26 protein-coding genes are annotated in these 26,232 nt (G+C 71.1%); 10 read left to right on the top strand and 16 right to left on the bottom strand.

The features are described 5' to 3' along the window. The first annotated feature begins 80 nt into the window (after positions 1–80). The 4 genes from ACFV9M_RS21830 to ACFV9M_RS21815 all read left to right on the top strand — a co-directional run bounded on the left by ACFV9M_RS21830 (position 81) and on the right by ACFV9M_RS21815 (position 4,221). Positions 81–1,031, top strand: a complete 951-nt coding sequence (locus ACFV9M_RS21830; RefSeq protein WP_385061625.1) for an ABC transporter ATP-binding protein — start codon at positions 81–83, stop codon at positions 1,029–1,031. 2 nt (positions 1,032–1,033) lie between these two features. After that, on the top strand, positions 1,034–1,804 hold the full coding sequence (locus tag ACFV9M_RS21825; RefSeq protein WP_385061627.1) for an ABC transporter permease: 771 nt from the start codon (positions 1,034–1,036) through the stop codon (positions 1,802–1,804). Between the two features lie 111 nt (positions 1,805–1,915). Beyond that, a complete protein-coding gene (locus tag ACFV9M_RS21820) occupies positions 1,916–3,355 on the top strand; it encodes an ABC transporter ATP-binding protein (protein WP_385061628.1) in 1,440 nt (479 codons plus the stop codon). Further along, on the top strand, positions 3,352–4,221 hold the full coding sequence (locus tag ACFV9M_RS21815) for an ABC transporter permease subunit (protein ID WP_385061630.1): 870 nt from the start codon (positions 3,352–3,354) through the stop codon (positions 4,219–4,221). Before ACFV9M_RS21820 ends, ACFV9M_RS21815 begins: the two co-directional genes overlap by 4 nt. An 18-nt stretch (positions 4,222–4,239) precedes the next feature. On the opposite strand, the gene ACFV9M_RS21810 is transcribed toward ACFV9M_RS21815, so the two are convergent. Further along, positions 4,240–4,572: an ATP/GTP-binding protein gene (locus ACFV9M_RS21810; protein ID WP_385061631.1), complete on the bottom strand. Its 333-nt coding sequence runs from the start codon at positions 4,570–4,572 to the stop codon at positions 4,240–4,242. A gap of 223 nt (positions 4,573–4,795) precedes the next feature. On the opposite strand from ACFV9M_RS21810, the gene ACFV9M_RS21805 reads away from it, so the two are divergent. Next, positions 4,796–5,824: an LLM class flavin-dependent oxidoreductase gene (locus ACFV9M_RS21805; protein ID WP_385061632.1), complete on the top strand. Its 1,029-nt coding sequence runs from the start codon at positions 4,796–4,798 to the stop codon at positions 5,822–5,824. 80 nt (positions 5,825–5,904) lie between these two features. Here the strand turns inward: ACFV9M_RS21805 and ACFV9M_RS21800 are convergent, their stop codons facing one another. After that, on the bottom strand, positions 5,905–6,297 hold the full coding sequence (locus tag ACFV9M_RS21800) for an SCO5389 family protein (RefSeq protein ID WP_385061633.1): 393 nt from the start codon (positions 6,295–6,297) through the stop codon (positions 5,905–5,907). Positions 6,298–6,608: 311 nt separating this feature from the next. Here ACFV9M_RS21800 and nucS point away from each other — a divergent pair, with 311 nt between their 5' ends. Further along, entirely contained in the window at positions 6,609–7,280 is a 672-nt protein-coding gene (gene nucS / locus ACFV9M_RS21795; RefSeq protein WP_385061635.1) for an endonuclease NucS, read from the top strand. Positions 7,281–7,366: 86 nt separating this feature from the next. Here the strand turns inward: nucS and ACFV9M_RS21790 are convergent, their stop codons facing one another. Next, positions 7,367–9,931, bottom strand: coding sequence for an ATP-binding protein (locus ACFV9M_RS21790; RefSeq protein ID WP_385061637.1), 2,565 nt, complete (start codon positions 9,929–9,931; stop codon positions 7,367–7,369). Between the two features lie 287 nt (positions 9,932–10,218). Next, a complete protein-coding gene (locus ACFV9M_RS21785; protein WP_385061639.1) occupies positions 10,219–10,542 on the bottom strand; it encodes an STAS domain-containing protein in 324 nt (107 codons plus the stop codon). Positions 10,543–10,961: 419 nt separating this feature from the next. Between ACFV9M_RS21785 and ACFV9M_RS21780 the strand changes: the two genes are divergently transcribed. Next, the gene (locus ACFV9M_RS21780; RefSeq protein ID WP_385061640.1) at positions 10,962–11,537 is read left to right on the top strand and encodes a cob(I)yrinic acid a,c-diamide adenosyltransferase; all 576 of its coding nucleotides are present in this window, start codon (positions 10,962–10,964) and stop codon (positions 11,535–11,537) included. A gap of 58 nt (positions 11,538–11,595) precedes the next feature. On the opposite strand, the gene ACFV9M_RS21775 is transcribed toward ACFV9M_RS21780, so the two are convergent. Continuing rightward, complete coding sequence (locus tag ACFV9M_RS21775; RefSeq protein WP_385061642.1) at positions 11,596–12,186, bottom strand: hypothetical protein; 591 nt, start codon at positions 12,184–12,186, stop codon at positions 11,596–11,598. A 152-nt stretch (positions 12,187–12,338) separates the two neighbouring features. Between ACFV9M_RS21775 and ACFV9M_RS21770 the strand changes: the two genes are divergently transcribed. The 3 genes from ACFV9M_RS21770 (at position 12,339) to ACFV9M_RS21760 (ending at position 16,093) form a co-directional block, all read left to right on the top strand. After that, positions 12,339–13,511 (top strand): sensor histidine kinase, encoded by a 1,173-nt coding sequence (locus ACFV9M_RS21770; protein WP_385061644.1) that lies wholly within the window; start codon positions 12,339–12,341, stop codon positions 13,509–13,511. Then, positions 13,508–14,149, top strand: a complete 642-nt coding sequence (locus tag ACFV9M_RS21765; protein WP_385061646.1) for a response regulator — start codon at positions 13,508–13,510, stop codon at positions 14,147–14,149. Before ACFV9M_RS21770 ends, ACFV9M_RS21765 begins: the two co-directional genes overlap by 4 nt. Positions 14,150–14,269: 120 nt before the next feature. Further along, positions 14,270–16,093, top strand: a complete 1,824-nt coding sequence (locus ACFV9M_RS21760; protein WP_385061647.1) for a glycosyl hydrolase family 18 protein — start codon at positions 14,270–14,272, stop codon at positions 16,091–16,093. Between the two features lie 66 nt (positions 16,094–16,159). On the opposite strand, the gene ACFV9M_RS21755 is transcribed toward ACFV9M_RS21760, so the two are convergent. The 11 genes from ACFV9M_RS21755 to ACFV9M_RS21705 form a co-directional block, all read right to left on the bottom strand. Then, positions 16,160–16,606 carry a DUF2550 domain-containing protein gene (locus ACFV9M_RS21755; RefSeq protein WP_385061649.1) on the bottom strand — a complete coding sequence of 149 codons (447 nt, stop codon included), beginning with the start codon at positions 16,604–16,606 and terminating at the stop codon, positions 16,160–16,162. Between the two features lie 141 nt (positions 16,607–16,747). Continuing rightward, the gene (locus ACFV9M_RS21750; protein ID WP_189942660.1) at positions 16,748–17,122 is read right to left on the bottom strand and encodes a F0F1 ATP synthase subunit epsilon; all 375 of its coding nucleotides are present in this window, start codon (positions 17,120–17,122) and stop codon (positions 16,748–16,750) included. Positions 17,123–17,231: 109 nt separating this feature from the next. Continuing rightward, positions 17,232–18,668 carry a F0F1 ATP synthase subunit beta gene (gene atpD / locus ACFV9M_RS21745; RefSeq protein WP_385061651.1) on the bottom strand — a complete coding sequence of 479 codons (1,437 nt, stop codon included), beginning with the start codon at positions 18,666–18,668 and terminating at the stop codon, positions 17,232–17,234. Further along, positions 18,668–19,585: a F0F1 ATP synthase subunit gamma gene (locus tag ACFV9M_RS21740; protein ID WP_385061653.1), complete on the bottom strand. Its 918-nt coding sequence runs from the start codon at positions 19,583–19,585 to the stop codon at positions 18,668–18,670. Before ACFV9M_RS21740 ends, atpD begins: the two co-directional genes overlap by 1 nt. A gap of 21 nt (positions 19,586–19,606) precedes the next feature. Beyond that, positions 19,607–21,196 carry a F0F1 ATP synthase subunit alpha gene (gene atpA, locus ACFV9M_RS21735; RefSeq protein ID WP_385061655.1) on the bottom strand — a complete coding sequence of 530 codons (1,590 nt, stop codon included), beginning with the start codon at positions 21,194–21,196 and terminating at the stop codon, positions 19,607–19,609. 127 nt (positions 21,197–21,323) lie between these two features. Further along, on the bottom strand, positions 21,324–22,139 hold the full coding sequence (locus ACFV9M_RS21730; protein ID WP_385061657.1) for a F0F1 ATP synthase subunit delta: 816 nt from the start codon (positions 22,137–22,139) through the stop codon (positions 21,324–21,326). Continuing rightward, the gene (locus ACFV9M_RS21725) at positions 22,136–22,687 is read right to left on the bottom strand and encodes a F0F1 ATP synthase subunit B (protein ID WP_385061659.1); all 552 of its coding nucleotides are present in this window, start codon (positions 22,685–22,687) and stop codon (positions 22,136–22,138) included. The genes ACFV9M_RS21730 and ACFV9M_RS21725 overlap by 4 nt, the downstream gene beginning before the upstream one ends. 42 nt (positions 22,688–22,729) lie before the next feature. Further along, positions 22,730–22,951, bottom strand: coding sequence for an ATP synthase F0 subunit C (gene atpE / locus ACFV9M_RS21720; RefSeq protein ID WP_004925497.1), 222 nt, complete (start codon positions 22,949–22,951; stop codon positions 22,730–22,732). A 74-nt stretch (positions 22,952–23,025) separates the two neighbouring features. Continuing rightward, positions 23,026–23,865, bottom strand: a complete 840-nt coding sequence (atpB, locus tag ACFV9M_RS21715; protein ID WP_385061931.1) for a F0F1 ATP synthase subunit A — start codon at positions 23,863–23,865, stop codon at positions 23,026–23,028. Positions 23,866–24,075: 210 nt separating this feature from the next. After that, positions 24,076–24,522, bottom strand: coding sequence for a hypothetical protein (locus ACFV9M_RS21710; protein WP_385061661.1), 447 nt, complete (start codon positions 24,520–24,522; stop codon positions 24,076–24,078). Between the two features lie 301 nt (positions 24,523–24,823). Further along, positions 24,824–26,218, bottom strand: a complete 1,395-nt coding sequence (locus ACFV9M_RS21705; RefSeq protein WP_385061663.1) for an MraY family glycosyltransferase — start codon at positions 26,216–26,218, stop codon at positions 24,824–24,826. Positions 26,219–26,232: the final 14 nt, after the last annotated feature.

Raw genomic sequence — 26,232 nt, 5'->3', positions numbered from 1 at the left:
CCCGGGCCGTCGCCACGGCGTCGCCCTCCGTTCGTCACGCCGGGGTGGCATCCGCCCTTTCCGGGTCATAGCGTGGCCGCATGATCGAGCTCGAGGGGCTGACCAAGCGGTACGGCGAGAAGGTGGCGGTCGACAACCTCACCTTCGCCGTCAGACCGGGCATCGTCACGGGCTTCCTCGGTCCCAACGGCGCCGGCAAGTCCACCACCATGCGGATGATCCTCGGTCTGGACCGGCCCACCGCCGGGGACGTCCGCATCGACGGCAAGCACTACGACCGGCTGAAGGACCCGCTGACGTACATCGGCGCCCTGCTGGAGGCCAGGGGCGTGCACCCGGGCCGCAGCGCCTACAACCACCTGCTGTGCATGGCGCAGAGCAACGGCATCCCCCGGCGGCGGGTGCACGAGGTGCTGGACACGGTGGGGCTGACGGCCGTCGCGAAGAAGAAGGCCAAGGGGTTCTCGCTGGGCATGGGGCAGCGGCTGGGGATCGCCGCCGCGCTCCTCGGCGATCCGCGGATCCTGATGTTCGACGAGCCGGTCAACGGTCTCGACCCCGAGGGGATCCACTGGATCCGCAATCTGATGAAATCACTGGCGGCGCAGGGGCGGACCGTGTTCGTCTCCAGTCACCTGATGAGCGAGATGGCGCTGACCGCCGACCACCTCGTCGTCATCGGCCAGGGGCGGCTGCTCGCCGACACCTCCATGGCCGACTTCATCGCCCGCAACTCACGGGCCTACGTCCGGATCCGCACCCCGCAGCGGGAGCGGCTGCTCGACGTACTGCGCGATGCCGGGATCACCGTCGTGGAGACCGGCAACGGCTCCCTGGAGGTCGACGGGGGCAAGTCCGAGGTCATCGGGGAGCTGGCGGCCCGGCACCATCTCGTGCTGCACGAGCTGAGCCCCCAGCAGGCCTCCCTGGAGGAGGCGTTCATGCAGCTGACCGCGGGGTCGGTCGAGTACCACGCGCACACCGACCGGGCCCCCGCCCGGCAGTGGGGCGACGGCTGGAGGAAGGACTGAGCATGGCGGCGACCCAGGTCATCCGTTCGGAGTGGACGAAGATCCGCTCGGTGGCGTCCACCGTCTGGACGCTCTCCCTCGCCGTGGTGGTCACGATCGCCCTCGGCATGCTGATCTCCGCGCTGTCGAGGAACGAGTTCGACGGCATGAACCGCGACGCCCGGGTCTCCTTCGACCCGACGTTCATCAGCTTCGCGGGCATGAGCCTCGGTCAGCTCGCGATGATCGTGTTCGGGGTGCTGGTCGTGTCGAACGAGTACAGCACCGGCATGATCCGCACCTCGCTGGCGGCCGTGCCGCGGCGCGGGACCTTCCTGTTCAGCAAGATCGCGGTGGCCGCGGGGCTCGCCCTCGCCGTCGGGACGGCCACGAGCTTCGCCGCGTTCTTCCTCGGGCAGGCCATGCTCGGCGAGCACCGGGCGTCGATCGGGGACCCGGGCGTGCTGCGGGCGGTGATCGGCGGCGGCCTCTACATGACGCTCATCGCGGTGTTCTCGATGGGCGTGGCCGCGATGCTGCGCTCGCCGATGCTCTCGCTGGGCATCCTGATGCCGTTCTTCTTCCTGATCTCCAACATCCTCGGCAACGTGGAGGCGACGGAGAAGGTGGGCCGGTACCTGCCCGACCAGGCCGGCAGCAAGGTCATGCAGGTGGTCACCCCGACGGGTGACGACACACCGTACGGCCCCTGGGGCGGGCTGGCGATCATGGCGGTGTGGACGGTGGCGGCGCTGGCGGGCGGGTACCTGCTGCTGCGCAGACGCGATGCGTGAAGCTTTGGTCTTTGCTTTGTTTTGAGCGGAACCGTCAGCGCCTCGATATCCTCCTAACCCTTACGGGGGGCGTGCGCCCCGCTGTCCTGAACCTGTCGATGGGTGCGGAGCATGATCGAAGCAGTCGGCCTGACCAAGCGCTACGGCGACAAGACCGCTGTGTACAACCTTTCCTTCCAGGTGCGACCGGGGACCGTCACGGGCTTCCTCGGGCCGAACGGCTCGGGCAAGTCCACGACGATGCGGATGATCCTCGGGCTCGACAACCCGACCTCGGGGACGGTGACGATCGGCGGCTACCCCTACCGCAAGCTGCCGAACGCGCCCCGCCAGGTCGGCGCGCTGCTGGACGCCAAGGCCGTGCACGGCGGGCGCAACGCCCGCAACCACCTGCTGTGCCTGGCCCAGCTCTCGGGCATCCCGGCCCGGCGGGTGGACGAGGTACTGGGCGTGGTCGGCCTCCAGGACGTGGCGAGGAAGCGCTCCAAGGGCTTCTCGCTCGGCATGGGCCAGCGGCTGGGCATCGCCGCCGCGCTCCTCGGCGACCCCCAGGTGCTGCTCTTCGACGAGCCGGTCAACGGCCTCGACCCCGAGGGCATCCTCTGGGTGCGCAACCTGATGAAGTCCCTCGCGGCGGAGGGGCGGACCGTGTTCGTCTCCTCGCACCTGATGAGCGAGATGGCGCTGACCGCCGACCACCTGGTCGTCATCGGCCGCGGCCAGCTCCTCGCCGACATGAGCGTGACGGACTTCATCTCGGCGAACTCCGCCGACTTCGCGCGCGTCCGCACGCCGGGCACCGAGCCGCAGCTGCGCGAGAAGCTGGCCGCCGCGCTCACCGAGGCGGGCGGTCATGTGCTGCCGGAGCAGGACGGCGCCCTGCGCGTCACCGGCCTGCCGCTGCCCCGCATCAGCGACCTCGCCCACGACGCCGACGTACGGCTGTGGGAGCTGTCGCCGCATCAGGCCTCGCTGGAGGAGGCGTACATGCGGATGACGCAGGGGGCCGTCGACTACCGGTCGACCACCGACCAGAAGGCCGGCCTCCAGCAGCCCCTGCCGCCGGGGGCGCTGCCGCCCATGCCGGTGCCGGGCCAGGGCCAGCCGGGCTGGTACGCCCCGCCGCCCCCGCAGCAGGGCTGGGCGCCGCCGCAGCCCGCCCAGGGCGCCGCTCCGTGGCCGTACGGCACGCCGGGCGCCCCCGGCGGCCCGGGGGCTCCGGGCGGCCCGGCAGGGCACGCGGGAGCCGTGGGTCCGGCGGGAGGTGTGGGACCGGCGGGGGCCGTGGGACCGGCGGGAGCCAACCCGTACGCGCAGCCGCCGCAGGCACCCGTCCCGGCGCAGGCACCCGTCCCGGCGCAGGCACCCGTCCCGCCGCAGCCCGCCGCACCGGCTACCGCGCCGCAGGACCGGCCTCCGGCGGCACCGGGCGCCGCCCCTGTGGCCCCCGCGGTCCCCGTGGCCCCCGCGGCGCCTCCGGCCGCCGCCGCGCCGCCGGAGCAGGCGCAGCCCGCCGCCCCCGCCCCGACCACGACCGAGGACGCCCGATGAGCACGCCGCAGCCCCCGTCCCCGCAGGCCGCGCCCGCCTGGCAGGCGGCGCCCGGGTCCGCGTACCCCTCCTACACCTCGCCGATCCCGGTCGTGCGCGCCCACCTCGGGCACGCCGTCGCCTCGGAGTGGACCAAGATCCGGTCGGTGCGCTCCACGATGTGGACGCTGGGCGTGTTCGTGCTGCTCGTCGTCGGCATCGGCCTGCTGACCGCCCTCATCGTCTCCGCCAACACCAGCGACAGCGACCTGTCCGGCGAGAACGCGCTGTCGCTCGGCTTCTTCGGACTGCTCCTGGGCAGCATGTGCGTCATCACGCTCGGCGTGCTGACCACCGCCTCGGACTACGGCACCGGCATGATCCGGACCACGATGGTGGCCTGCCCGTCCCGCGGCCGGGTGCTCGCGGCGAAGGCGGTCGTCTTCTTCCTGGTCGCGTTCGTGGTGACGCTGGTGTCGACGGTCTTCGTCGCGATGGTGGACGTGGCCCTGCTCCCCGAGGCCCGTGAGCCGTCGGGCGGCGAGTGGCTGAAGGCCACGTTCGGGGTGTCCCTCTACATCGCCCTGCTCGGACTGCTCTCGCTGGCCGTCGGCTCGGTCATCCGGCACTCGGCGGGCGCCATCACCCTCATGATCGGCCTGGTGCTGGCCCCGCTGGTGATCGCGCTGTTCATGTTCTCGGAGTCCCTGGTGGACCTGCGCGAGGCGCTGTTCGAGTACTCGATCCCCAACCAGCTCAGCGTCTTCTACTCCTCCTCGCTCACCGAGACCGGCCCGTCCGGCTGGGAGCCGCTGTGGATCGCGCTCGGCGTCACGGCCGTCGTGTTCGCCGGCGCCTTCGCGCTGCTGGAGAAGCGGGACGTGTAGGCCTCGTCGAGGAGGCCGTCAGAACCTCGGCGCGTTACGGGACCGCCGCACCCCGGGGGTGCGGCGGTCCCGCGCGTTCCAGCACGCCTTGTGCCAGTGGCGGCGGTCGTCCACACCCGCGTGCTCCGGCCAGGCGACGACGTGCGGCACCCCGTCGGGGATCATCTGGTCGCAGCCGGGGCAGCGGTACGTCTTGCCCTGCGCGCTCGCCCCGGCCACGTGCCGCACGCTCCACTCCTCCCCCTGCCAGTCCGCGCTGGACTGCCAGCCGCCGTAACGGCTCGTGCGGTCGTCCTCGGCGCTCCGGCCGGACGAGCCGTCACCCTTCGGTCGATTGCGACGCGGGGACACGGGACACCTCACGGGGCTATACAGGCAGCAGGGTTCGTGTCCAGCCTACGCGGAGGCCGTGGGGGTACCCGTAGGGAACCAACCCCCACAAGTCTCCCTCCGGAACGCCCGATTCTGCAGACAATCCGCAAATCTCCCCGCCCCACCGTGTCCTCGGCACGTGTCAGACGGTTATGCCGGGCGGGGGAGCTCCGCGTCGGAGCCAAGGAAGCAGGAAAGTCCCATGCGTGTTGGAAGTTTCGTGTTGGCGGCCCAGTTCCCGGGACAGGGCCACGGGGAGGCACTGCACCGCGCGGTCCGCTCCGCCGAGGTCGCCGAGGAGGCGGGCCTGGACTCGGTCTGGCTGGCCGAGCACCACTTCGTGCCGTACGGCACCTGTCCGTCCGCGGTCACCCTGGCCGCCCTGCTGCTGGGCCGCACCCGGCGCATCCGGGTCGGCACGGCGGTCAGCGTGCTGCCCACCGTCCACCCCGTCGCCCTCGGCGAACAGACCGCGCTGCTGCACCTGACCAGCGGCGGCCGCTTCACGCTGGGCGTGGGACGCGGCGGCCCCTGGGTCGACCTGGAGGTGTTCGGCTCGGGGTTGGAGGCGTACGAGAAGGGGTTCCCGGAATCACTCGATCTGCTGGTTCGCTGGCTGCGCGAACCGTCCGTCGGGGCCGACGGCGAGCGCTTCAATTTCCGCGAAGTGCCCGTCGTCCCGCGGCCGTCGGAGGCGCTGACGGACACGGCGGGCCCTGAGGTGGTCGTCGCCTGCACCTCCCCCGCCGGCGTGCGGCTGGCCGCCGAGCGCGGACTGCCGATGCTGCTCGGGATGCACGTCGGGGACGAGGAGAAGGCCGAGATGGTCGCCCTGTGGCGGCAGCACGCGCGCGCGGCCGGACGGCCGGCGGACGAGATCCGGGCCGCGGGCCATGTCTCGGCGGGCGTCTGCCAGATCGCGGACCGGCGCACCGACGCCGTCGAGACGCTGGTGAAGGCGATGCCGGGCTGGCTGAAGCAGGGTCTCGACGCCCATGTGACGGTCGACGGCCGCGCCCGCGGCATGCGCGACCCGGTGGCGTACACCGAACTGCTCTGCGGGCTCCACCCGGTGGGCACCCCGCGGCTGTGCGTCGACCGCCTCGCGGCGACCGGTGAACGGACCGGCATCTCACGCTTCGTCCTGCTCGTGGAGGGCTCCGGCGATCTGGCGGCCACCGAGGAGAACGTACGGCGGCTGGGCACGGAGGTCCTCCCCCACCTCCGGTGAACGGCCCTGCCGGCCGGGAAGCTTGCCGCTCCGGTGACGCACCTCCCCCACGGGGAGCGGCAAGCGGGGCACACGCGGCCTCAGCAGTCCCGGAACTCCGGGGACTGGTTGAGCACCTGACTGCGGACCGAGGTGAAACGGACCAGCGTCTCGTCCACCGAGGCGTCCACCGGGAACACCGCCACCCGGTGGCAGTTCTGGAAGGCCAGCCGCACGCCGAAGTGCCGCTGCAGCGCGCCGCGAATCGCGTCACTCGCCAGCGCGCGCAGCAACTGCCCACGTGCCTGCTCGTCCGGCGGGGGCGTCTGGTTGTCGGCGAACTGACCGCCGTCCACCTTCAGCTGGGCCACCAGGGAGCTGATCATCTCCCATGCGTAGGGCAGGGAGGTCCGGACGCAGTCGACGAATTCTGCTTCGTCGACCTCGCCTCGCTCGGCCTGTTCGAGTAGGGCCGGTGAGACGTCGAGCGACATGGGTTCTCCTCTCGCACCCCCGAAGCGCGCAGGGGTTGCCGGACAGGGAAAGGGGGTCCGCCGCGCAGCCAGCATCGAGCACGCTGAGTACACGCGCCGCGACCTCCCGTTCCCTACCGTAGGCAACCGACCGTGACCGCACCAGGAGAATGGGCACATAGGAAGCGACGGTTGGGCGCAGTATCGGCCACCCTGAAACTCACGTTTTCCAGGTGAAAAGGTGCGGCCCCCGGGACCACGGTGGCAGGTGGTGGCGGGGTACGGGTGGGCGAATCGCGTGGCCCGGGTGGCTTCGAGTAGCGTTGCCGACCATGCGTCTCGTCATCGCCCGGTGCTCCGTGGACTACGCGGGCCGGCTCACCGCCCACCTCCCCTCCGCCCCCCGTCTCATCCTGGTGAAGGCGGACGGCAGTGTCTCCATCCACGCGGACGACCGGGCCTACAAGCCCCTGAACTGGATGTCGCCGCCCTGCACGCTGAAGGAGGGCACCGGCGAGGAGGAAGGCGTCTGGACCGTCGTCAACAAGGCGGGCGAGAAGCTGATCATCACTATGGAGGAGATCCTCCACGACTCCTCGCACGAGCTCGGCGTCGACCCCGGCCTGATCAAGGACGGCGTGGAAGCGCACCTCCAGGAACTGCTCGCCGACCGCATCGAGACGCTCGGCGAGGGCTACACGCTCATCCGCCGCGAGTACATGACCGCCATCGGCCCGGTCGACATCCTCTGCCGGGACGCCGAGGGCCGGACCGTCGCGGTGGAGATCAAGCGGCGCGGCGAGATCGACGGTGTGGAACAGCTCACCCGCTACCTGGACCTGCTCAACCGCGACCCCCTGCTGGCGCCGGTGCGCGGCGTCTTCGCCGCCCAGGAGATCAAGCCCCAGGCCCGCGTCCTGGCCACCGACCGCGGCATCGGCTGCCAGGTGCTGGACTACGACGCACTGCGCGGCATCGAGGACGACAAGCTGCGGTTGTTCTGAGCGACGACGGCATGCGCCGGTACGGCCGTACGACGACGAGGGCCGGGGTCAGATGACGGACCCGGCCCTCGGTGCGTGCGCCGGGGTCAGATGACCGACGCCGAGGAGTTGGCGGGCGGGGTGTCCCCGGCGCTGCTCTGGAGCACGCCGGACGGGCTCACGGGAGCGGAGGAGACCGTGTTGCTCTCCGTGGCCGGGGAGCTCGGCGTGTCGGACGGCTCCGACGGCGACTCCTCCGGATCGGGCTCCGTCGGCGTGCTCGGCGATGCGGAGGGCCCTGTCGACGACGACGCGGACGACGACGGCGTGGACTCCGGACTCGACGACGTGGACCTGCTCGGCGAGGGCGACGATCCGTCGTCCGGGTCCTGCTCGTCCTGCGAGCCGCTCGCCCCCGGCGCCGGCTCCGCCGATCCCGTCGGCGTCGGGTCGTCCGTGGTTCCCGGCGTCCCGTCCGGCCCCGGGTCCACGGGCCCGTCGGCCGCCTCCCCGGTGTCCCCGGAACCGGAGCCGGTGTCCTCGCCCGGGGCGTCCTCACCGAGGCCGCCGTCGCCCGTGCCGGTGCCGGCGGAGGGGTTGACGCCGACGCTGTCGGAGGGGTCGGTGGCGTCGTTGCTGGAGGTCGCGCCGAGCGTGACGACCGTGCCGAGCACCGCCACGAGCAGGGCGCCCGCCCCGGCCGCCACCAGGTTGCGCCGGGCCAGGCCGCGCAGGCCGCCCCGGGCGCGGTGGGCGGGGGCCTGCGGCTGGGCGGACGGCTGGGCGGAGACCAGGGTGGGACCGGTGGGCGGGGCCGACGGGAGCGCGGCGGGGATGCCGCGGGGCGGCGACACCGGCTCCTCGCGGCGGGCGCCGGAGTCCTCCTCGGCGGCCGCCGGCGCCATCAGGCCGGGGATGTCGCCGGAGCGGTCGGAGACCAGGGCGAGGGCGCGGCGGCCGGCGACGGTGCCCCGCTTGTCGGTGAGGGCGCCGCGCAGGCCGAGGGATGCCTCCAGCTCGGAGCGGGCCCGGTCGAGCTGTCCGGCGCAGAGCGCGAGGACGCCCAGTTCGTGGTGGAAGTAGGCGCGGTCGGCGGGCTGCCCGGCCAGGCGCGCGGCCTCGGCGCCCTCGTGCAGGGCCTGTTCCCAGGCGCCCCAGTGCAGTCCGGCGGCGAACGCGGGTGCCGCGGCGCGGGCCAGCTGGACGGCGGTGGCCTCCTCGTCCTCGGTGGGCGGCTCGGTGGCGGGGACGGTGACGAGGAGGGCGGCCAGGATCGCGTCGGCCTCGGCGCAGACCCGCTCGGGCGTGACCGAGGGGTGCCCGGCCCACCAGGCGTAGTGCCGGGCGGCGGTGTGGGCGCGGTCGGCGACGTCGTCGGCGTACCCGGCGGCCTCCAACTGGGCCTGGACACCGGTGGCGAGCCGGTAGCGGGTGCCGACCGGGGTGACGAGGCCGCAGGCGACGAGTTCGCCGAGGGCCGCGTCGGCGTGGGTGTCGCCGACCAGTGCCGGCAGATGGGCCTGGTGCGGCACCTCGCCGCCGAGGGCGACGGCGAAGCGCAGGGTGGCGCGGGCGGAGGCGCTCAGGCGCGCGGCGAGCAGCGGGGCGGGCGCGGCGGCCTCGCCCAGCGAGGGCAGCGGTATCTCCTCGGCCCGGGCGGCGTCGGTGTCCACGGGCTCGGCGAGCGGGCGGGCGTCCTCGAAGACGCCGAACTCGTCGACGGCGCCGACGGTGGCGCGCAGCGTGTCCCGCTGGAGCAGCAGGGCCCCGGCCTGGACGAATCTCAGCGGCAGGCCCTCGGACTCGAACCAGAGGTCGCCGGCCCAGTTGGCCTCCTCCTCGGTGAGGACGCGGCCGACGGCGCGCTCGATCACCTCGACGCCGCCCGCGCGGCCCAGGCCGCTGAGGGCGACCTCCTCGACGGCGGAGTCGGCGGTGGGTGCGGGGGTGTCGGGGGTCGTGGCGAGCAGGAAGGCGCACTCGGGGGTGGCGTCCAGCAGTTCGTCGAGGGCGGCGCCGCCGAACTCCAGGTCGTCGATCACGACGACGGCGCCGATCTCGCCGACGAGGGCGCGCAGTTCGTCGTCCTCGGGGCGGTACCGGGGGGCGTCGTACACGCCGTGGAAGAGGTCGTGCAGCAGGTCGTGGGCGGTGCGGCGGTGGCCGGTGAGGCGGACGACGCCGTCGGGGGCGAGGCCGGCGCAGTCCTCGGCGACGAGGTCGAGCAGGCTGGTGCGGCCGGAGCCGGCGGGGCCGGTGAGGCGGACGGAGCGGCCGCGGGCGAGCAGCCGGACCAGTTCCTCGCGCTCGTCCTGGCGGCCCAGGAGCGGCTGCGGGGGCTGGGCGGGCCCGGCCGGCGCGGGCGGCCTGGCCGCGCGGTCGGCCTCGGCGCGCGCCTCGGGGGTGCGCCGGGCGGGCCGCCGGGGCCGCTCGGTGGGCGGGCACGACTCGATCTCGCTGCCGTCGACGGGGTTGACTGTGAGGAGGTGGTCCCCCGAGACGAGGCGTGCGGTGCGGGCGAGGCCCGGGGCGTGCTGGCCGAGGTCGGACGTCAGCGGGTCCCTGGCGGGCCGCGGGCGCGACGTGAGGCCTCCCCCGGTGTCGAATGCGTTCGACGGGGAGGTGCCCCCGTCGTGGCCGTACTCGTCGGCTCCCCGGTGCGTCGGGTCCATAGGTCCAAGCCCCCCAAAAGCGTCGTGTGGCGGTAGCCCCTCCCGGCCTTGCTGCACACTGCGCTGTCGCTTGCGGTCCGGTGCCCGCTCGAGGGCTGCGGGCGGCGGGCAGACGAACCGTAAACCTTCGCACAGTATCCACGACAGCCCGGGGTGCCGCCCCGTCCGAGACGTCACGGTCTCGTGAGGATTGCGCGCGTCGCACGGTTCGCCACGGGCCGGCCCGTGGGTGTCGCGTGGTGCCGCCCGCGGGTGCCGTGGTGTGCCGGGTGCCCCGCTGCCGGGTCCTACACCTGCGGGAGCGACTCCACCCCGATGCCGCCCTCGATGGCGAGGATGCGGTGCAGGCGGGTGGCCACCAGCAGGCGCTGCATCTGGGGCGGTACGTCGCGCAGGACCAGACGGCGGCCGCAGCGGCCGGCCCGGCGGTGGACGCCCATGATGACGCCGAGTCCGGTGGCGTCCCAGGAGTCCAGCTCGGACAGGTCGAGCACCAGGTCGCCGGCGCCGTCGTCCACCGCCGTGTGCAGGACCGTACGGGCGTCCGCCGCGCTGCGGACGTCGAGGCGGCCCCCGACGACCAGCTCGGTGTGGTCGCCCCTGATGTACATAGCACTCCCCTAAGCGTGCGTCTCGTGCTCCGCGGTGTGGTGTCCGGTGTTGCCTCCTCTGACTGCGCGAAGCGGTCGGAGGTTGCCGTCTGTGAGCGAACCGATACCGAATTCACCCGCGAGGGTGAGGCCTCTGGGGCCGGTGCGGAAGCAGTGCCTGGAGAAGCCCTGCCCACTCGTGCGGCCGATCTCACCGGCATCAGCCATCCGGCGTACCGGTCGCCCTCCCCATGGCTCTCGGCCGGACACTAGCGGGCGTGAGGGGCTGTGTGACCGGTTAGTAACGCGTTTCACGTCTCAGGCCGTGAGACGCCGGTCACGTCGTCAATTCCTGTCTGATTCGCACCGATTGACCCCGTAGGGAGCGGCGGTGACGAAGGGAACGGAACGGATCCCCGGGGACCGTCTAGATTGGCCGCATGGTCAATCTGACGCGCATCTACACCAGGACCGGCGACCAGGGCACCACCGCCCTCGGCGACATGAGCCGGGTCGCGAAGACCGACCTGCGGATCGCCGCGTACGCGGACGCGAACGAGGCGAACGCGGTGATCGGTACGGCGCTCGCGCTGGGCGGTCTGGACGAGCCGGTCGTCACGGTCCTCACCCGCGTCCAGAACGACCTGTTCGACGTGGGCGCGGACCTGTCGACCCCGGTGGTGGAGAACCCGCGGTTCCCGCCGCTGCGGGTCGAGCAGTCCTACGTCGACCGGCTGGAGGCCGACTGCGACCGCTTCAACGCCGAGCTGGAGAAGCTGCGGTCCTTCATCCTCCCGGGCGGTACGCCCGGCGCGGCGCTGCTGCACCAGGCGTGCACAGTGGTCCGGCGGGCCGAGCGCTCGACGTGGGCGGCGCTGGAGGTGCACGGCGAGGTGATGAACCCGCTGACGGCGACCTATCTCAACCGGCTGTCGGACCTGCTGTTCATCCTCGCCCGGACGGCCAACCGGGCCGTGGGCGACGTCCTGTGGGTGCCCGGCGGGGAACGCGCCTAGGCGGACGCCCGCTCCGGACCCCTGGGCGGGTTCCGGAGCGGGCCCCGGGGCGGGCGCCTCAGCGCCGGGCTTCCTCCTTCTCCCTGCCGCCGGGCAGCTGCTCCGACGGCGCGTCCTCCGGCGCCCTCTTCGGCCAGATCACGTACGTCAGCGCGATCAGGCCGTGGATGCCGGCCGCCCGCCAGGCCACCCAGCGCCAGCTCTCCAGGGGCCCGGTGCGGCCGGGGTCGCCCACGTACCAGACGGCGATCTGGAGCAGCACGGTCGCGACCGCGGCGGCGGTCAGCGTGCCCAGCCAGACCCCGGCCTCGTGGCGGGCCCGGGCCATGCCGTACCGCGGGGGTCCGGCGGGCCTGGGCGCGCCGGCCAGCCGGTGGGCGGCGTGGCCGTCGAGCCACTTCACGGTGCGGTGGCCGTGGCCGACCGTGTAGCCGATGTAGAGCGCGGCCAGGCCGTGCGTCCAGTTCGGCTCGGCGCCGCTCTTCAGGTCCAGCGCGGTGACGACCAGCAGGACCACTTCCAGGAGCGGCTCGCACAGCAGCAGCGCGATGCCCGTGCGGTCCATCCTCAGCAGGTAGCGGGCGGCCAGGCCGGCGGCCAGCAGCACCCAGAATCCGATCTCGCACACGGCGATCAGGGCGACGATCACGGTTCGCTCCTCTCGGTCACCCTTTCAGGCTCCCGGGCGAAACGTCCGCGATCGTCGTCGGCGGTGACGAAAGCGCGGTACATCGAAGGATGCAGTGCGGAACCGTCCCCGGGCATCAGGCGGGGGACGCGGTCGCCGTGTTGGATGGGGACATGGCCGTACGACTGCCCCGACCGCACCGCTTCGACGTGGGCGTGGCGCTGGCCGGACTGCTCGGCGGACTGCTGCTGTGGGGCGTCGGCCTGGGCACCCGCCCGGCGGACGATCCGCTCGTGCTCCTCGACGGGCGCTGGCCGGTCCTGGTGCCGCTCGCGGTGACGGCCGGCTGCGAGGCGCTGCGCCGCGTCCGGCCGCGTACGGCGCTGCTGGTGGGCGTGGGCGCGCTGGCCGTGGACACCCTCACCCGGGGCAACCTGGTCACGGTCGTGATGTTCACCGACCTGGTGTACGCGGCCGTGGTGTACGGCCCGCCCGCCACCGCCCGCCGCGTCCCGTGGATCACCGGGCTGCTCACGGTGGCCGCCACCGTGGTGCCCGTCGCGGTCTGGCGGGTGCCGGAGGCCCTGCTGGCCGGGGTGGTCACCGGCCTGGTGGCGCTGATGCCGGCCGCCACCGGCTGGATCGTCCGCAACCACCGGGAGACGGCCGAGGCCGCCCGGCTGCGCGCCGAACAGACCGCGCTGCTCGCCGAGATGGACCGCACCCAGGCGGTGGTGGCCGAACGGGCGCGGATGGCACGGGAGTTGCACGACATGGTCGCCAACCACCTGTCGGCGATCGCGATCCACTCGACGGCGGCGCTCTCCCTCGACGACCCGGAGACCTCCCGGCAGGCCCTCGGCGTCATCCGGGAGAACAGCGTGGACGGGCTGGCGGAGATGCGGCGGCTGATCGGCATCCTGCGCAACACCGGAGGCGACCCGGAGCCGGCGCCCGCTCCCACCCTGGACGGTCTCGGCGCGCTCGTGGCGGGCGCCCGGGCCAACGGCCTCGACGTCACCCTCGACGCCCCCGCCGTCCGCGTCCCCGCCCCCGTCGGCCTCGCCGCCTACCGCATCGTCCAGGAGTCGCTGACCAACGCGCTCAAGCACGCCGCACCCGGCCCGGTCACCGTCGCGCTCGCACAGCGCGACGGGGTGCTCGACGTGCGGGTGACCAGCCCCTACGGCCGCCGGGACGACCCGCGCGCGCCCGGTTCCGGCGCCGGGCTGGTCGGCATGCGGGAGCGGGCGGGGCTGCTCGGCGGCAGCTTCACGGCCGGGCCCGACGGCGCCCGGTGGACGGTGCGCGCCGTGTTCCCCCTCACCGAAGGAGACCTCGCATGATCCGCGTCCTGGTCGCCGAGGACCAGTCCGCCGTCCGGGCCGGGCTGGTCCTCATCCTGCGCAGCGCGCCGGACATCGAGGTGGTCGGTGAGGCGGCGGACGGGGAGCGGGCGGTGGCGCTGGCCCGGGAGCTGCGGCCGGACGTGGTGCTGATGGACGTGCAGATGCCGCGCCTGGACGGGGTGGCGGCGACCCGGGCGGTGGTCGGGGAGGGGCTCGCGGACGTGCTCGTGCTGACCACCTTCGACCTCGACGCCTATGTGTTCGGGGCGCTGCGCGCCGGGGCCGCCGGGTTCCTGCTGAAGAACACCGAGGCCCGGGACCTCATCGAGGCGGTGCGGACCGTCGCGCGGGGCGAGGGCGTCGTCGCGCCGGCCGTCACCCGGCGTCTCATCGCCGAGTTCGCGGCCCGGCCGGCCCGGGAGCCGAGGGCGGACCCGGCGGTCGTGGAGTCGCTGACCCGGCGCGAGCGCGAGGTGCTGGCGTGTCTCGGCGAGGGACTGTCCAACGCGGGGATCGCCGAGCGCCTGGACATGGCCGAGGCGACGGTGAAGACGCACGTCAGCCGGCTGCTGGCGAAGCTGGAGCTGCGCAGCCGGGTGCAAGCGGCCGTCCTGGCACAGGAGTTGGGGATCTAGAGCGGTACGCCGCATGGTGGTCCAGACCTATTGACCCGTGGTCCAGACCTTTCTATTCTCGCGGCACCGTGGGTGTGAAGGCTCAGTCATGCCCCCCGACTCCCCCCGAGGAGGCGCACCATGCGCTTCAGACACAGAGCCGCGGCAGGACTCGCGACGCTGTTGCTCCCCTTCGCCGGCCTGGTCGGCCTCGCGAGCCCCGCCGAGGCCGCGGCATCCGCCACCGCCACCTACTCCAAGCCCCAGGACTGGGGCACCGGCTTCGAGGGCAAGTGGACGGTGAAGAACACCGGCACCACCGCCCTCACCTCCTGGACCGTGGAGTGGGACTTCCCCTCCGGCACCTCCGTCAGCTCCGCCTGGGACGCCGACGTCACCTCCTCCGGCACCCACTGGACCGCCAAGAACAAGACCTGGAACGGCACCCTCGCCCCCGGCGCGTCCGTCTCCTTCGGCTTCAACGGCACCGGCTCCGGCTCGCCCGCCAACTGCAAGCTCAACGGCGGCGGCTGCGACGGCACCTCCGTCCCGGGCGACGCGGCCCCCTCCGCGCCGGGCACCCCCACCGCCTCCGCCGTCACCGACACCTCGGTGAAGCTGGCGTGGACCGCCGCCACCGACGACAACGGCGTCAAGAACTACGACGTCCTGCGCGACGGCGCCAAGGTCGCCACGGTGACCACCACCTCGTACACGGACAGCGCTCTGACCGCCGGGACCGACTACTCCTACACCGTCCAGGCCCGGGACACCGCCGACCAGACCGGCCCGGCCAGCGGCGCGGTCGCCGTGCGCACCACCGGCGGCACCACGCAGCCCCCGGCCACCGGTGACAAGGTCAAGCTCGGCTACTTCACCGAGTGGGGCGTCTACGGCCGCAACTACCACGTCAAGAACCTGGTGACCTCCGGCTCCGCGTCGAAGATCACCCACATCAACTACGCGTTCGGCAACGTCAAGAACGGCCAGTGCACCGTCGACGACACCTACGCCGCCTACGGCAAGGCCTACACCGCCGACCAGTCCGTCAGCGGCACCGCCGACACCTGGGACCAGGCGCTGCGCGGCAACTTCAACCAGCTGCGCCAGCTGAAGGCCAAGTACCCGAACATCAAGGTGCTGTACTCGTTCGGCGGCTGGACCTACTCGGGCGGCTTCGGGCAGGCCGCGGCCAACCCGGCCGCCTTCGCCGCCTCCTGCAAGGCCGTCGTGGAGGACCCGCGCTGGGCCGACGTCTTCGACGGCATCGACATCGACTGGGAGTACCCGAACGCCTGCGGCCTCACCTGCGACACCAGCGGGCCGGCCGCCTTCAAGAACCTGGTGTCCGCCCTGCGCACCGAGTTCGGCTCGAACTACCTGATCACCGCCGCCATCACGGCCGACGGCTCGTCCGGGGGCAAGATCGACGCGGCCGACTACGGCGGCGCCGCCCAGTACCTCGACTGGTACAACGTGATGACGTACGACTACTTCGGCGCCTGGGCGGCCACCGGCCCGACCGCCCCGCACTCCCCGCTGACGTCGTACTCCGGCATCCCGACCGCCGGCTTCAACTCCGCCGACGCGATCGCCAAGCTGAAGGCGAAGGGCGTCCCCTCCGCCAAACTGCTGCTCGGCATCGGCTTCTACGGCCGCGGCTGGACCGGCGTCACCCAGTCCGCCCCCGGCGGCACGGCGACCGGCGCGGCACCCGGCACCTACGAGGCGGGCATCGAGGACTACAAGGTCCTGAAGAACTCCTGCCCGGCCACCGGCACCGTCGCGGGCACGGCGTACGCCTACTGCGGCACCCAGTGGTGGTCCTACGACACCCCGGCGACGATCGCCGGCAAGATGACCTGGGCCGAGAACCAGGGCCTGGGCGGCGCGTTCTTCTGGGAGTTCAGCGGTGACACCAGCAACGGCGAGCTGGTGAGCGCCATCAACAGCGGTCTGTCGTAGACGGACCCGGCGACCTGGGCCCCCTTTGCCCTCCCCCCGACTTCGTCGGGGGGAGGGCAAAGGGGGCTACGCCACATTCACCCGCTGTCCGGGCGGGGCTGCCTCCAGCCACGCGAGGAAACCGGTCAGCGCGTCTTCGCTCATCGCCAGTTCGAGACGCGTCCCCTGGTGCGTACAGGCCAGGACCACCGCGTCGGACAGCAGCGCCAGCTCCTCCTCGCCCTCCGGGAGACGCCGGCCGGCCACCTCGATGGAGGCACGCTCCAGGGTGCGGCGAGGGCGGTAGGCGTAGGAGAAGACCCGGTACCACTCGATGCGGTCGCCGTTGTAGCGGGCGACGCCGTAGCTCCAGCCCTTGCCGCTGGTGTCCGGTTTCTCGGGGACGTCCCAGCGCAGGGAGCAGTCGAAGGTGCCGCCGGACCGCTGGATGAGTCTGCGCCGCAGACCGAAGACGAACAGCCCCAGCACCACCAGGGCCACGACGATTCCGCACACAGTCAGAGCGAGGACCATCGACACCGACCTCCTCGTCTCCTAGGTACCGAAATAGGTAACGGAACGGAAAAAACATCCAGATCTGCCTCAGCCGCGGCCGGCTCCGGATCGCTCCGGTGCCGGCCGCGGCTGAGTGACGTCATCACACGGCGGGCTGGGTCAGCTCGCCGCCGCCGCACGCAGTCGTACGTCCGCGCGACGCTCGGCGGTGGCATCGCCCTCCGCCTTCGCACGCTCGAGCTCCCGCTCCGCGCGCTGGACGTCGATCTCGTCCGACAGCTCGGCGATCTCGGCCAGCAGCGACAGCTTGTTGTCCGCGAACGAGATGAAACCGCCGTGCACCGCGGCGACGACCGTTCCACCGTCACTCGTACGGATGGTCACCGGGCCCGACTCCAGCACACCGAGCAGCGGCTGGTGACCGGGCATGACGCCGATGTCGCCGGACGTGGTGCGCGCGACGACCAGGGTGGCCTCGCCGGACCAGACCTCTCGGTCGGCCGCGACCAGCGCGACGTGCAGCTCAGCAGCCAAGGTGGCTCCTCGGGTCACCACCCGGCGGGTCTGCCGGGTGTTGGTTACAAGTCTAGTGGGCGTGGATGAGGGGGCGGGACGCGCCCGCCCCCTCTACCGAGCACGGGGCTCAGGAGACGCCCAGCTCCTTGGCGTTGTTCTTGAGGTCCTCAAGACCACCGCACATGAAGAACGCCTGCTCCGGGAAGTGGTCGTACTCGCCGTCGCAGATCGCGTTGAACGCGGCGATCGACTCGTCCAGCGGCACGTCCGAACCGTCCACGCCGGTGAACTGCTTGGCGACGTGGGTGTTCTGGGACAGGAAGCGCTCCACGCGACGGGCACGGTGGACGACGAGCTTGTCCTCCTCGCCGAGCTCGTCGATACCGAGGATCGCGATGATGTCCTGGAGGTCCTTGTACTTCTGCAGGATCGTCTTGACGCGCATGGCGGCGTCGTAGTGCTCCTGCGCGATGTAGCGCGGGTCCAGGATGCGGGACGTGGAGTCCAGCGGGTCCACGGCCGGGTAGATGCCCTTCTCGGAGATCGGACGGGAGAGCACCGTCGTCGCGTCGAGGTGGGCGAAGGTGGTGGCCGGGGCCGGGTCGGTCAGGTCGTCCGCGGGGACGTAGATCGCCTGCATCGAGGTGATCGAGTGACCACGGGTCGAGGTGATGCGCTCCTGGAGGAGACCCATCTCGTCGGCCAGGTTCGGCTGGTAGCCCACCGCGGAGGGCATACGGCCGAGCAGGGTCGACACCTCGGAACCGGCCTGCGTGAAGCGGAAGATGTTGTCGATGAAGAACAGCACGTCCTGCTTCTGGACGTCACGGAAGTACTCGGCCATGGTCAGGCCGGCCAGCGCGACGCGCAGACGGGTGCCCGGGGGCTCGTCCATCTGACCGAAGACCAGCGCGGTCTTGTCGATGACGCCCGAGTCCGACATCTCCTCGATGAGGTCGTTGCCCTCACGGGTGCGCTCACCGACACCGGCGAACACGGAGACACCGTCGTGGTTGTTGGCGACGCGGTAGATCATCTCCTGGATGAGCACCGTCTTGCCGACGCCGGCACCACCGAACAGACCGATCTTTCCACCCTTGACGTACGGGGTGAGAAGGTCGATGACCTTGACGCCGGTCTCGAACATCTCGGTCTTCGACTCGAGCTCGTCGAAGTTCGGGGCCTTGCGGTGGATGGACCAGCGCTCGCCGTCGTAGGACTCGTCGACGTTCAGCACCTCGCCGAGGGTGTTGAACACCTTGCCCTTGGTGAAGTCGCCGACCGGGACGGTGATGCCCGTGCCGGTGTCGGTGACGGCGGCCTGGCGGACCAGACCGTCGGTGGGCTGCATGGAGATGGTGCGGACCAGGCCGTCACCCAGGTGCTGGGCGACCTCCAGGGTCAGGATCTTCCTCTCGCCCGCGTTCGCCGGGTCGGCGACCTCGACGTGGAGGGCGTTGTAGATCTCCGGCATCGCGTCGACGGGGAACTCCACGTCGACGACCGGGCCGATGACCCGGGCGACGCGGCCCGTGGCCGTCGCGGTCTCAACAGTGGTGGTCATTAGCGGTCACTCCCCGCGGTCGCGTCGGCCAGGGCGCTCGCGCCACCGACGATCTCGCTGATTTCCTGGGTGATTTCGGCCTGGCGGGCCGCGTTGGCAAGCCGGGACAGCGTCTCGATGAGCTCTCCGGCGTTGTCGGTGGCCGACTTCATCGCGCGCCGCGTGGCGGCGTGCTTGGAGGCTGCCGACTGGAGCAGCGCGTTGTAGACGCGGCTCTCCACGTAGCGCGGCAGCAGGGCGTCGAGGACGTCCTCCGCCGAGGGCTCGAAGTCGTACAGCGGAAGGATCTCGTCCTTCGCCGTCGACTCCTGGGCCACCTCTTCGAGGCTGAGCGGCAGCAGACGGTCGCCGAGCGCCGTCTGCGTCATCATCGAGACGAACTCGGTGAAGACGATGTGGATCTCGTCCACGCCGCCCTCGGCCGTGTCCTTCTCGATGGCCTCGATCAGGGGGGCCGCGACCTTCTTGGCGTCCGCGTAGGTCGGCTCGTCGGTGAAGCCCGTCCACGACTCCGCGACCTTGCGCTCACGGAAGTTGTAGTGGGCGAGACCGCGTCGGCCGACGATGTAGGTGTCGACCTGCTTGCCCTCGGCCTCAAGGCGTGCCGTCAGCTGCTCCGCGGCCTTGATGGCGTTGGAGTTGAAGGCGCCGGCGAGACCACGGTCGCTCGTCAGGAGCAGCACCGCGGACCGCGTGACCTGCTCGGCCTGCGTGGTCAGCGGGTGCTTCGTGTTCGAGCCGGTTCCGACCGCCGTGACCGCGCGGGTGAGCTCGGTCGCGTAGGGCGTGGAGGCCGCCACCTTGCGCTGCGCCTTGACGACGCGCGAGGCGGCGATCATCTCCATCGCCTTCGTGATCTTCTTGGTCGCGGTGACGGATCGGATGCGACGCTTGTAGACCCGGAGCTGGGCTCCCATGAGTCAGGTCCCTTCCTTACGTCACTTGGCGGCGGACGCGGCGTCCTCGCCGAGCAGCTTGCCGTCCGAGGTCTCGAACTGCTTCTTGAAGTCCGTGATCGCGTCGGCCACGGCCGTCAGCGTGTCGTCGGACAGCTTGCCGCCCTCACGGATGGAGGTCATGAGGCCCTGCTCACTGCGGTGCAGGTACTCCAGCAGCTCCTTCTCGAAGCGGCGGATGTCCACGACCGGGACGTCGTCCATCTTGCCGGTGGTGCCGGCCCACACGGAGACGACCTGGTTCTCGGTCGACATCGGCTGGTACTGGGCCTGCTTCAGCAGCTCGACCATGCGCTGACCGCGCTCCAGCTGCGCCTTCGACGCGGCGTCCAGGTCGGAACCGAAGGCGGCGAACGCCTCCAGCTCACGGAACTGGGCGAGGTCGACGCGCAGACGGCCGGAGACCTGCTTCATCGCCTTGTGCTGCGCGGAACCACCGACTCGGGAGACGGAGATACCCACGTTCAGCGCGGGGCGCTGACCGGCGTTGAACAGGTCCGACTCCAGGAAGCACTGGCCGTCGGTGATGGAGATGACGTTGGTCGGGATGAACGCCGAGACGTCGTTGGCCTTGGTCTCGACGATCGGCAGACCGGTCATCGAGCCGGCACCCATGTCGTCGGAGAGCTTGGCGCAGCGCTCCAGCAGACGGGAGTGCAGGTAGAAGACGTCACCCGGGTAGGCCTCGCGGCCCGGCGGGCGGCGCAGCAGCAGCGACACGGCGCGGTAGGCGTCGGCCTGCTTCGACAGGTCGTCGAAGATGATCAGGACGTGCTTGCCCTCGTACATCCACTGCTGGCCGATGGCCGAGCCGGTGTACGGGGCGAGGTACTTGAAGCCGGCCGGGTCGGAGGCCGGGGCGGCGACGATGGTCGTGTACTCCAGCGCGCCGTTCTCCTCCAGCGCGCGACGGACCGACGCGATGGTCGAGCCCTTCTGGCCGATGGCGACGTAGATGCAGCGGACCTGCTTGTTCACGTCGCCCGAGCGCCAGTTGTCGCGCTGGTTGATGATCGTGTCGACGGCCAGGGCGGTCTTGCCGGTCTGGCGGTCACCGATGATCAGCTGACGCTGACCACGGCCGATCGGGGTCATCGCGTCGACGGCCTTGTAGCCGGTCTCCATCGGCTCGTGCACCGACTTGCGCTGCATGACCGTGGGGGCCTGCAGCTCGAGGGCGCGGCGGCCGGACGTCTCGATCTCGCCGAGGCCGTCGATCGGGTTGCCGAGCGGGTCGACGACGCGGCCGAGGTAGCCCTCGCCGACGGCCACGGAGAGCACCTCGCCGGTGCGGGTGACCGGCTGCCCCTCCTCGATGCCGCTGAACTCACCGAGGACGATGGCACCGATCTCGCGCTCCTCGAGGTTGAGGGCGAGGCCGAGGGTGCCGTCCTCGAACTTCAGCAGTTCGTTGGCCATGGCCGAGGGAAGACCCTCGACCTTCGCGATGCCGTCGCCGGCAAGGGTGACCGTACCGACCTCCTCGCGCGAGGCCGCGTCCGGCTTGTACGACTGGACGAAGTTCTCCAGTGCGTCCCGGATCTCCTCCGGCCGGATCGTGAGCTCCGCCATCTGGGTTCCCTGCTCTCCTTGTTGGGCCCGAAGTTTCTTTGGGGGATCTGGGGGCTCCCCCCAGAAACTTTGCATCCTCTGCACGGCCCAACCAGGGCCGTAAGCACTACTGCGTGTTGAGTTGCTGCTAGCTCGCCATGCGGCGGGCGGCGTCCTCGATGCGGTCCGCGAGGGAACCGTTGATCACCTCGTCGCCGACCTGCACCCGGATCCCGCCGAGGACCTCGGGGTCCACGTCGAGGTTGAGGTGCATCTGACGGCCGTAGAGCTTGGCCAGGGCGGCGCCGAGGCGCTGCTTCTGCCCGTCGCTCAGCGGCACCGCGGAGGTGACGACGGCCACGACACGGTCCCGGCGCTCGGCGGCGAGCTTGGACAGGGACTCGAGTCCCGCCTCCAGGCTACGGCCTCGCGGCGCGGTGACGAGGCGCGTCACCAGACGCTCGGTGGCCGCGTCGGCCCGGCCGCCGAGCAGGCTGCGCAGCAGCTCGCCCTTGGCCGAGGCGGTGGCCTTCCGGTTCGTCAGCGCGGCACGCAGCTCGGTGTTCGAGGAGACGATCCGCCCGAAGCGGAACAGCTCGTCCTCGACGTCGTCGAGCGTGCCGGCCTTCTGCGCGGCGGTGAGGTCGGCGGTGTCCGCCAGCTGCTCCAGCGCGTCCACCAGGTCGCGCGACTGCGACCAGCGGGAGCGCACCAGGCCGGCCACCAGGTCGGCGGTGGTCCCGCTGACCTGGCTGCCGAGCAGGCGCTGGGCCAGCCCGGCCTTCGCCTCGCCGTCCTGCGCCGGGTCGGTCAGGACCCGACGCAGCGACACCTCGCGGTCGAGCAGCGCGGTGACGGCCGCCAGCTCGGCGGCGAGCTGCGCCGCGTCCACGGACGTGGAGTCCGTCAGCGCGTCGAGACGCTCGCGTGCGGCTGCCAGGGCCTCGCGGCTCGCTCCGTTCATCGCGACGCCTCGGCCTTCTCCTCGAGCTCGTCGAGGAAGCGGTCGATGACGCGGCTCTGGCGGGCGTGGTCCTCGAGGGACTCGCCGACCAGCTTGCCGGCCAGCTCGGTGGCCAGCTTGCCGACGTCCTGGCGCAGCGCGGACGCGGCGGCCTTGCGGTCGGCTTCGATCTGGGCGTGGCCGGCGGCGACGATGTCCTCGCGCTGCCGCTGGCCTTCCGCGCGCATCTCGGCGATGAGCGTGGCGCCCTGCTCCTGCGCCTCCTGGCGCAGACGCGCGGCCTCGTGGCGGGCCTCGGCGAGCTGGGCCTTGTACTGCTCAAGGACGCTCTGGGCCTCGGTCTGCGCGGCCTCGGCCTTCTCGATACCGCCCTCGATGGCCTCGCGACGCTCTTCCAGGACCTTGTTGATGGTCGGAAGGAGCTTCTTGGCGAGGAAGCCGAAGACGATGACGAAAGCGATGAGGCCGATGACAACTTCCGGCCACGGCGGGATGAGGGGGTTCTCCTTCTCACCCTCAGCCGCCAGGAAAACCAGGGCGGATGTCACATCAGTGCCTTTCGTCGAAAGGGTCGGTCGTCAGGGCTCGTCTTAGTAGACGAACGGCATGACGAGACCGATGAGGGCCAGCGCCTCACAGAAGGCGAAGCCGAGGATCTGGTTGGCGCGGATCAGACCGGCCGCCTCGGGCTGGCGGGCGAGGGCCTGGGTGCCGTTGCCGAAGATGATGCCAACGCCGACGCCGGGGCCGATGGCCGCAAGACCGTAACCGACGGAACCGAGGTCACCGGTGACAGCAGCAAGGTTGGACATGCCGATTCTTCCTTCTCTTTACGGACCGGTGGGGGTTGGCCACCGGACGACTAGGGGGTTCGAAGCAGGGGTGCTCAGTGGTGCTCGGCGAGCGCGCCCTGAATGAAGGTGCAGGTCAGGAGGACGAAGACGTACGCCTGAACAGCCTGGATGAAGAGCTCGAAGGCCGTCATCACGATGACCATCACGAACGAGACGGCGGAGTAGGCGATGCCGATGCCGTTCAGCATGTACCAGCTGGCGATCGTGAACAGCAGCAGCAGCGTGTGGCCGGCGAACATGTTCGCGAAGAGTCGCACCGCGTGCGTGAACGGGCGGACCAGCAGGTTCGAGAAGAACTCGATGGTCATGGCCAGCGGGAGCACCGGGCCCAGCGACTTGTCGTAGCCGGTGAAGTTCTTGAAGGCGCCGACGAAGCCGTGCCGCTTGAACGTCAGGGAGACCCAGGTGACGTAGACGATCAGGGCCAGGATCGCCGGGTAGGCGATGATCGACGTCACCGGGAAGGCGGCGACGGGGATGATCGACCAGAGGTTCATCATCCAGATGAAGAAGAACAGGGAGACGGCGAGCGGAACGTACTTCTCGCCCTCCTTCTTGCCGATCGTCTCGTAGACGATGCCGCGGCGGACGAAGTCGTAGCCCGTCTCGGCGATCATCTGGAGCTTGCCCGGCACGACCTTGGGCTTGGCGAACGCAGCCCAGAAGAAGCCCACGACGATGATGGAGCCGAGCAGCGCCAGCAGCATCGGCTTGTTGAAGTACAGGCCGTTGCCGTCCGCGTCGCCCCAGAGCGGCTCGAACAGGAACGAGTGCAGGCCCGGAGCCGGGAAGCCACAACCGTCGAACAGGTGGCAGTCGGTCTCGAAGGCGAGCACCTGCGTCGGGTCAGCACTCACCGCGGGCTCCTTCATCGTGGCGCATAGGTACGGCAACCTCGTTGTGTCGGCGCGGCGTACGGCCGCGATTCGGCACGGGACTGGTGTTACGGATGTGGGGGCGGCGTGGGGGCATCTCGCCTCGCGTATGAGCAGGCGTCAGCTCGGATGCCCGCGCCCGCGATGCCGCAGTTGGCACCGGACGATAGCAGGATCTCTCAGACGTCTTTATCCCGGCCCTACCCCTCACGACGAGCGCCCCGACTTCTCGGGCCGGTCGCCCTTCGTGGAGGCGGTCGAGTCGGGCTCGACGTAGAGGATCTTGGCCTTCATGTGGGCCCGCGTCTGCGCGGCGATCCACACGAGGGTGCCGGCGACGAGCGAGATAGCGAAGGCCCGGGGGTGGAACAGCGTCGTGTTCTTGAACGCGGCCAGGAAGATGAAGAGCAGCAGGATCTGCGCCGCGTACAGCATCAGCCCCATGGCCTGGAAGAGGTGCGGAAGCGATTTGGCAGTGCGCTGCAGGACGTAGAGACCGAGCCCCATGAACAGGATGACCACCACCGTCGCGACGACGGCGCCCACGGCTCCCTTGCCGCCCGCGACCACACCGCTGACGACGGCGGCAATCGCGCCGACGGCAGCCGTGGGCACGGCGGCCTGGGCCAGGATCCGGACGTCGTTGGACGGCATGGCGGCAACTCCGCTTTCAAAGGGGGCAGGGGTGTCGTCATGGACGAGCGTAGTCCCGGTCCGAGGGGGTGAAGACCTCACACCTATGGACCGTCGCACTACGGTCCTTCGGCTCCATCCGGGGTTCTCGTGAACCGTATCACAAACTATTTGATGAGGTCTTTACCTGGATGGTGTGCTTGCTGTCACACATGAGAGTGACAGTGCGCGTCTGTGCAGATACAGCGCCCACTTGTCTGGTATTAGGGCGCTTTGCCGCCTCGCGGCTTCCCCACGACTTGGCAATGCTCTCGTCAGATTCTTACCTTGCGGTGCGTGAGGCGGTGCGCGAACGAGGGCCCACGGCGGTCGCCCCATTGACTCCGGAGACGCCGACGACGACCGGCGTACGCGGCTCCGCGGGGTCCTCGGCCGGGCCCTCCGCGGGGTCCTCCGCTCGCTCTTCCGCCGCCCGTTCGTCCTCCGCCGGGCGCTCCTGCGCCGGGCCGTCCTCCGCGGCCGCGACGGCCGCCGCCTCGGGCAGGACCTTGCGGCGCCGGTAACGCGGTGGCACGAAGGCCTCGGCCCAGCGCGGGGCGCGCGGGGTGAAGCGCGGCAGCAGGAGCAGCACCAGCCCGATCGCGCTGAGGATCACGACGCCCAGGACGATCCACATGGACGCCGAGTTCACCGAGTAGGTAAGGGCGCCGAACGCGATCAGCGCCGACCAGAAGTACATGATCAGCACCGAGCGGCTGTGCGAGTGGCCGATCTCCAGCAGCCGGTGGTGCAGGTGCCCGCGGTCCGCCGCGAACGGCGACTGGCCGCGCCAGGTACGGCGCACGATCGCCAGGATCAGGTCGGCGGCGGGGATCGCGATGATGGTCAGCGGCAGCAGCAGCGGGATGTAGACGGGCACCGTCTGGTGCACGGTGTTGCGCTCCGAACCGGAGAACAGGTTCATCACGTCCGGGTCGACCTGCCCGGTGACGGAGATCGCGCCCGCGGCCAGGACCAGCCCGATCAGCATCGAGCCGGAGTCACCCATGAAGATCCGCGCCGGGTGCATGTTGTGCGGCAGGAAGCCCAGGCACATGCCCATCAGGATCGCCGCGAACAGGGTCGCGGGGGCGGCGGCCTCGATGCCGTACGAGTACCAGATGCGGTAGGCGTACATGAAGAACGCCGCCGAGGCGATGCACACCATGCCGGCCGCCAGGCCGTCCAGGCCGTCGACGAAGTTGACCGCGTTGATGGTGATGACGACCAGCGCCACCGTCAGCAGGGTGCCCTGCCACTGGGTCAGCGCGACCGTGCCGACGCCGGGGATCGGCAGCCACAGGATCGTCAGACCCTGCATGACCATGACGCCGGCGGCGATCATCTGCGCGCCCAGCTTGATCAGGGCGTCGATGTCGAACTTGTCGTCCAGGACGCCGATCAGCCAGATCAGCGCCGCCCCGGAGAGCAGGGCGCGCGGCTCGTTCGACTTCTCGAAGACCTCGTTGAGGTTGGTGAGGTGGTCGGCGACCAGCAGGCCCGCGCACAGCCCGAAGAACATGGCGATCCCGCCGAGCCGCGGAGTGGGTTCCCGGTGCACGTCACGGGCCCTGATCTCCGGCATCGCCCCGGCCACGATCGCGAATTTCCGTACCGGCCCTGTCAGCAGATACGTCACCGCGGCCGTGATGCAGAGCGTCAGCAGGTATTCACGCACGGGCTTCCCCACAG

This window comes from Streptomyces sp. NPDC059895 (assembly GCF_042731035.1).
In the GTDB taxonomy this organism is placed as follows: Bacteria; Actinomycetota; Actinomycetes; order Streptomycetales; family Streptomycetaceae; genus Streptomyces.
Note: the sequence above shows the minus strand (reverse complement) of the source record. Positions and strands in the feature narration are given on the sequence as shown.

Coding starts and splice junctions, on each gene's coding strand:
- ACFV9M_RS21830 (WP_385061625.1), top strand. CDS start 81: ATGATCGAGCTCGAGGGGCTGACCAAGCGGTACGGCGAGAAGGTGGCG.
- ACFV9M_RS21825 (WP_385061627.1), top strand. CDS start 1,034: ATGGCGGCGACCCAGGTCATCCGTTCGGAGTGGACGAAGATCCGCTCG.
- ACFV9M_RS21820 (WP_385061628.1), top strand. CDS start 1,916: ATGATCGAAGCAGTCGGCCTGACCAAGCGCTACGGCGACAAGACCGCT.
- ACFV9M_RS21815 (WP_385061630.1), top strand. CDS start 3,352: ATGAGCACGCCGCAGCCCCCGTCCCCGCAGGCCGCGCCCGCCTGGCAG.
- ACFV9M_RS21805 (WP_385061632.1), top strand. CDS start 4,796: ATGCGTGTTGGAAGTTTCGTGTTGGCGGCCCAGTTCCCGGGACAGGGC.
- ACFV9M_RS21800 (WP_385061633.1), bottom strand. CDS start 6,297: ATGTCGCTCGACGTCTCACCGGCCCTACTCGAACAGGCCGAGCGAGGC.
- nucS (WP_385061635.1), top strand. CDS start 6,609: ATGCGTCTCGTCATCGCCCGGTGCTCCGTGGACTACGCGGGCCGGCTC.
- ACFV9M_RS21790 (WP_385061637.1), bottom strand. CDS start 9,931: ATGGACCCGACGCACCGGGGAGCCGACGAGTACGGCCACGACGGGGGC.
- ACFV9M_RS21785 (WP_385061639.1), bottom strand. CDS start 10,542: ATGTACATCAGGGGCGACCACACCGAGCTGGTCGTCGGGGGCCGCCTC.
- ACFV9M_RS21780 (WP_385061640.1), top strand. CDS start 10,962: ATGGTCAATCTGACGCGCATCTACACCAGGACCGGCGACCAGGGCACC.
- ACFV9M_RS21770 (WP_385061644.1), top strand. CDS start 12,339: ATGGCCGTACGACTGCCCCGACCGCACCGCTTCGACGTGGGCGTGGCG.
- ACFV9M_RS21765 (WP_385061646.1), top strand. CDS start 13,508: ATGATCCGCGTCCTGGTCGCCGAGGACCAGTCCGCCGTCCGGGCCGGG.
- ACFV9M_RS21760 (WP_385061647.1), top strand. CDS start 14,270: ATGCGCTTCAGACACAGAGCCGCGGCAGGACTCGCGACGCTGTTGCTC.
- ACFV9M_RS21755 (WP_385061649.1), bottom strand. CDS start 16,606: ATGGTCCTCGCTCTGACTGTGTGCGGAATCGTCGTGGCCCTGGTGGTG.
- atpD (WP_385061651.1), bottom strand. CDS start 18,668: ATGACCACCACTGTTGAGACCGCGACGGCCACGGGCCGCGTCGCCCGG.
- ACFV9M_RS21740 (WP_385061653.1), bottom strand. CDS start 19,585: ATGGGAGCCCAGCTCCGGGTCTACAAGCGTCGCATCCGATCCGTCACC.
- atpA (WP_385061655.1), bottom strand. CDS start 21,196: ATGGCGGAGCTCACGATCCGGCCGGAGGAGATCCGGGACGCACTGGAG.
- ACFV9M_RS21730 (WP_385061657.1), bottom strand. CDS start 22,139: ATGAACGGAGCGAGCCGCGAGGCCCTGGCAGCCGCACGCGAGCGTCTC.
- atpE (WP_004925497.1), bottom strand. CDS start 22,951: ATGTCCAACCTTGCTGCTGTCACCGGTGACCTCGGTTCCGTCGGTTAC.
- atpB (WP_385061931.1), bottom strand. CDS start 23,865: ATGAAGGAGCCCGCGGTGAGTGCTGACCCGACGCAGGTGCTCGCCTTC.
- ACFV9M_RS21710 (WP_385061661.1), bottom strand. CDS start 24,522: ATGCCGTCCAACGACGTCCGGATCCTGGCCCAGGCCGCCGTGCCCACG.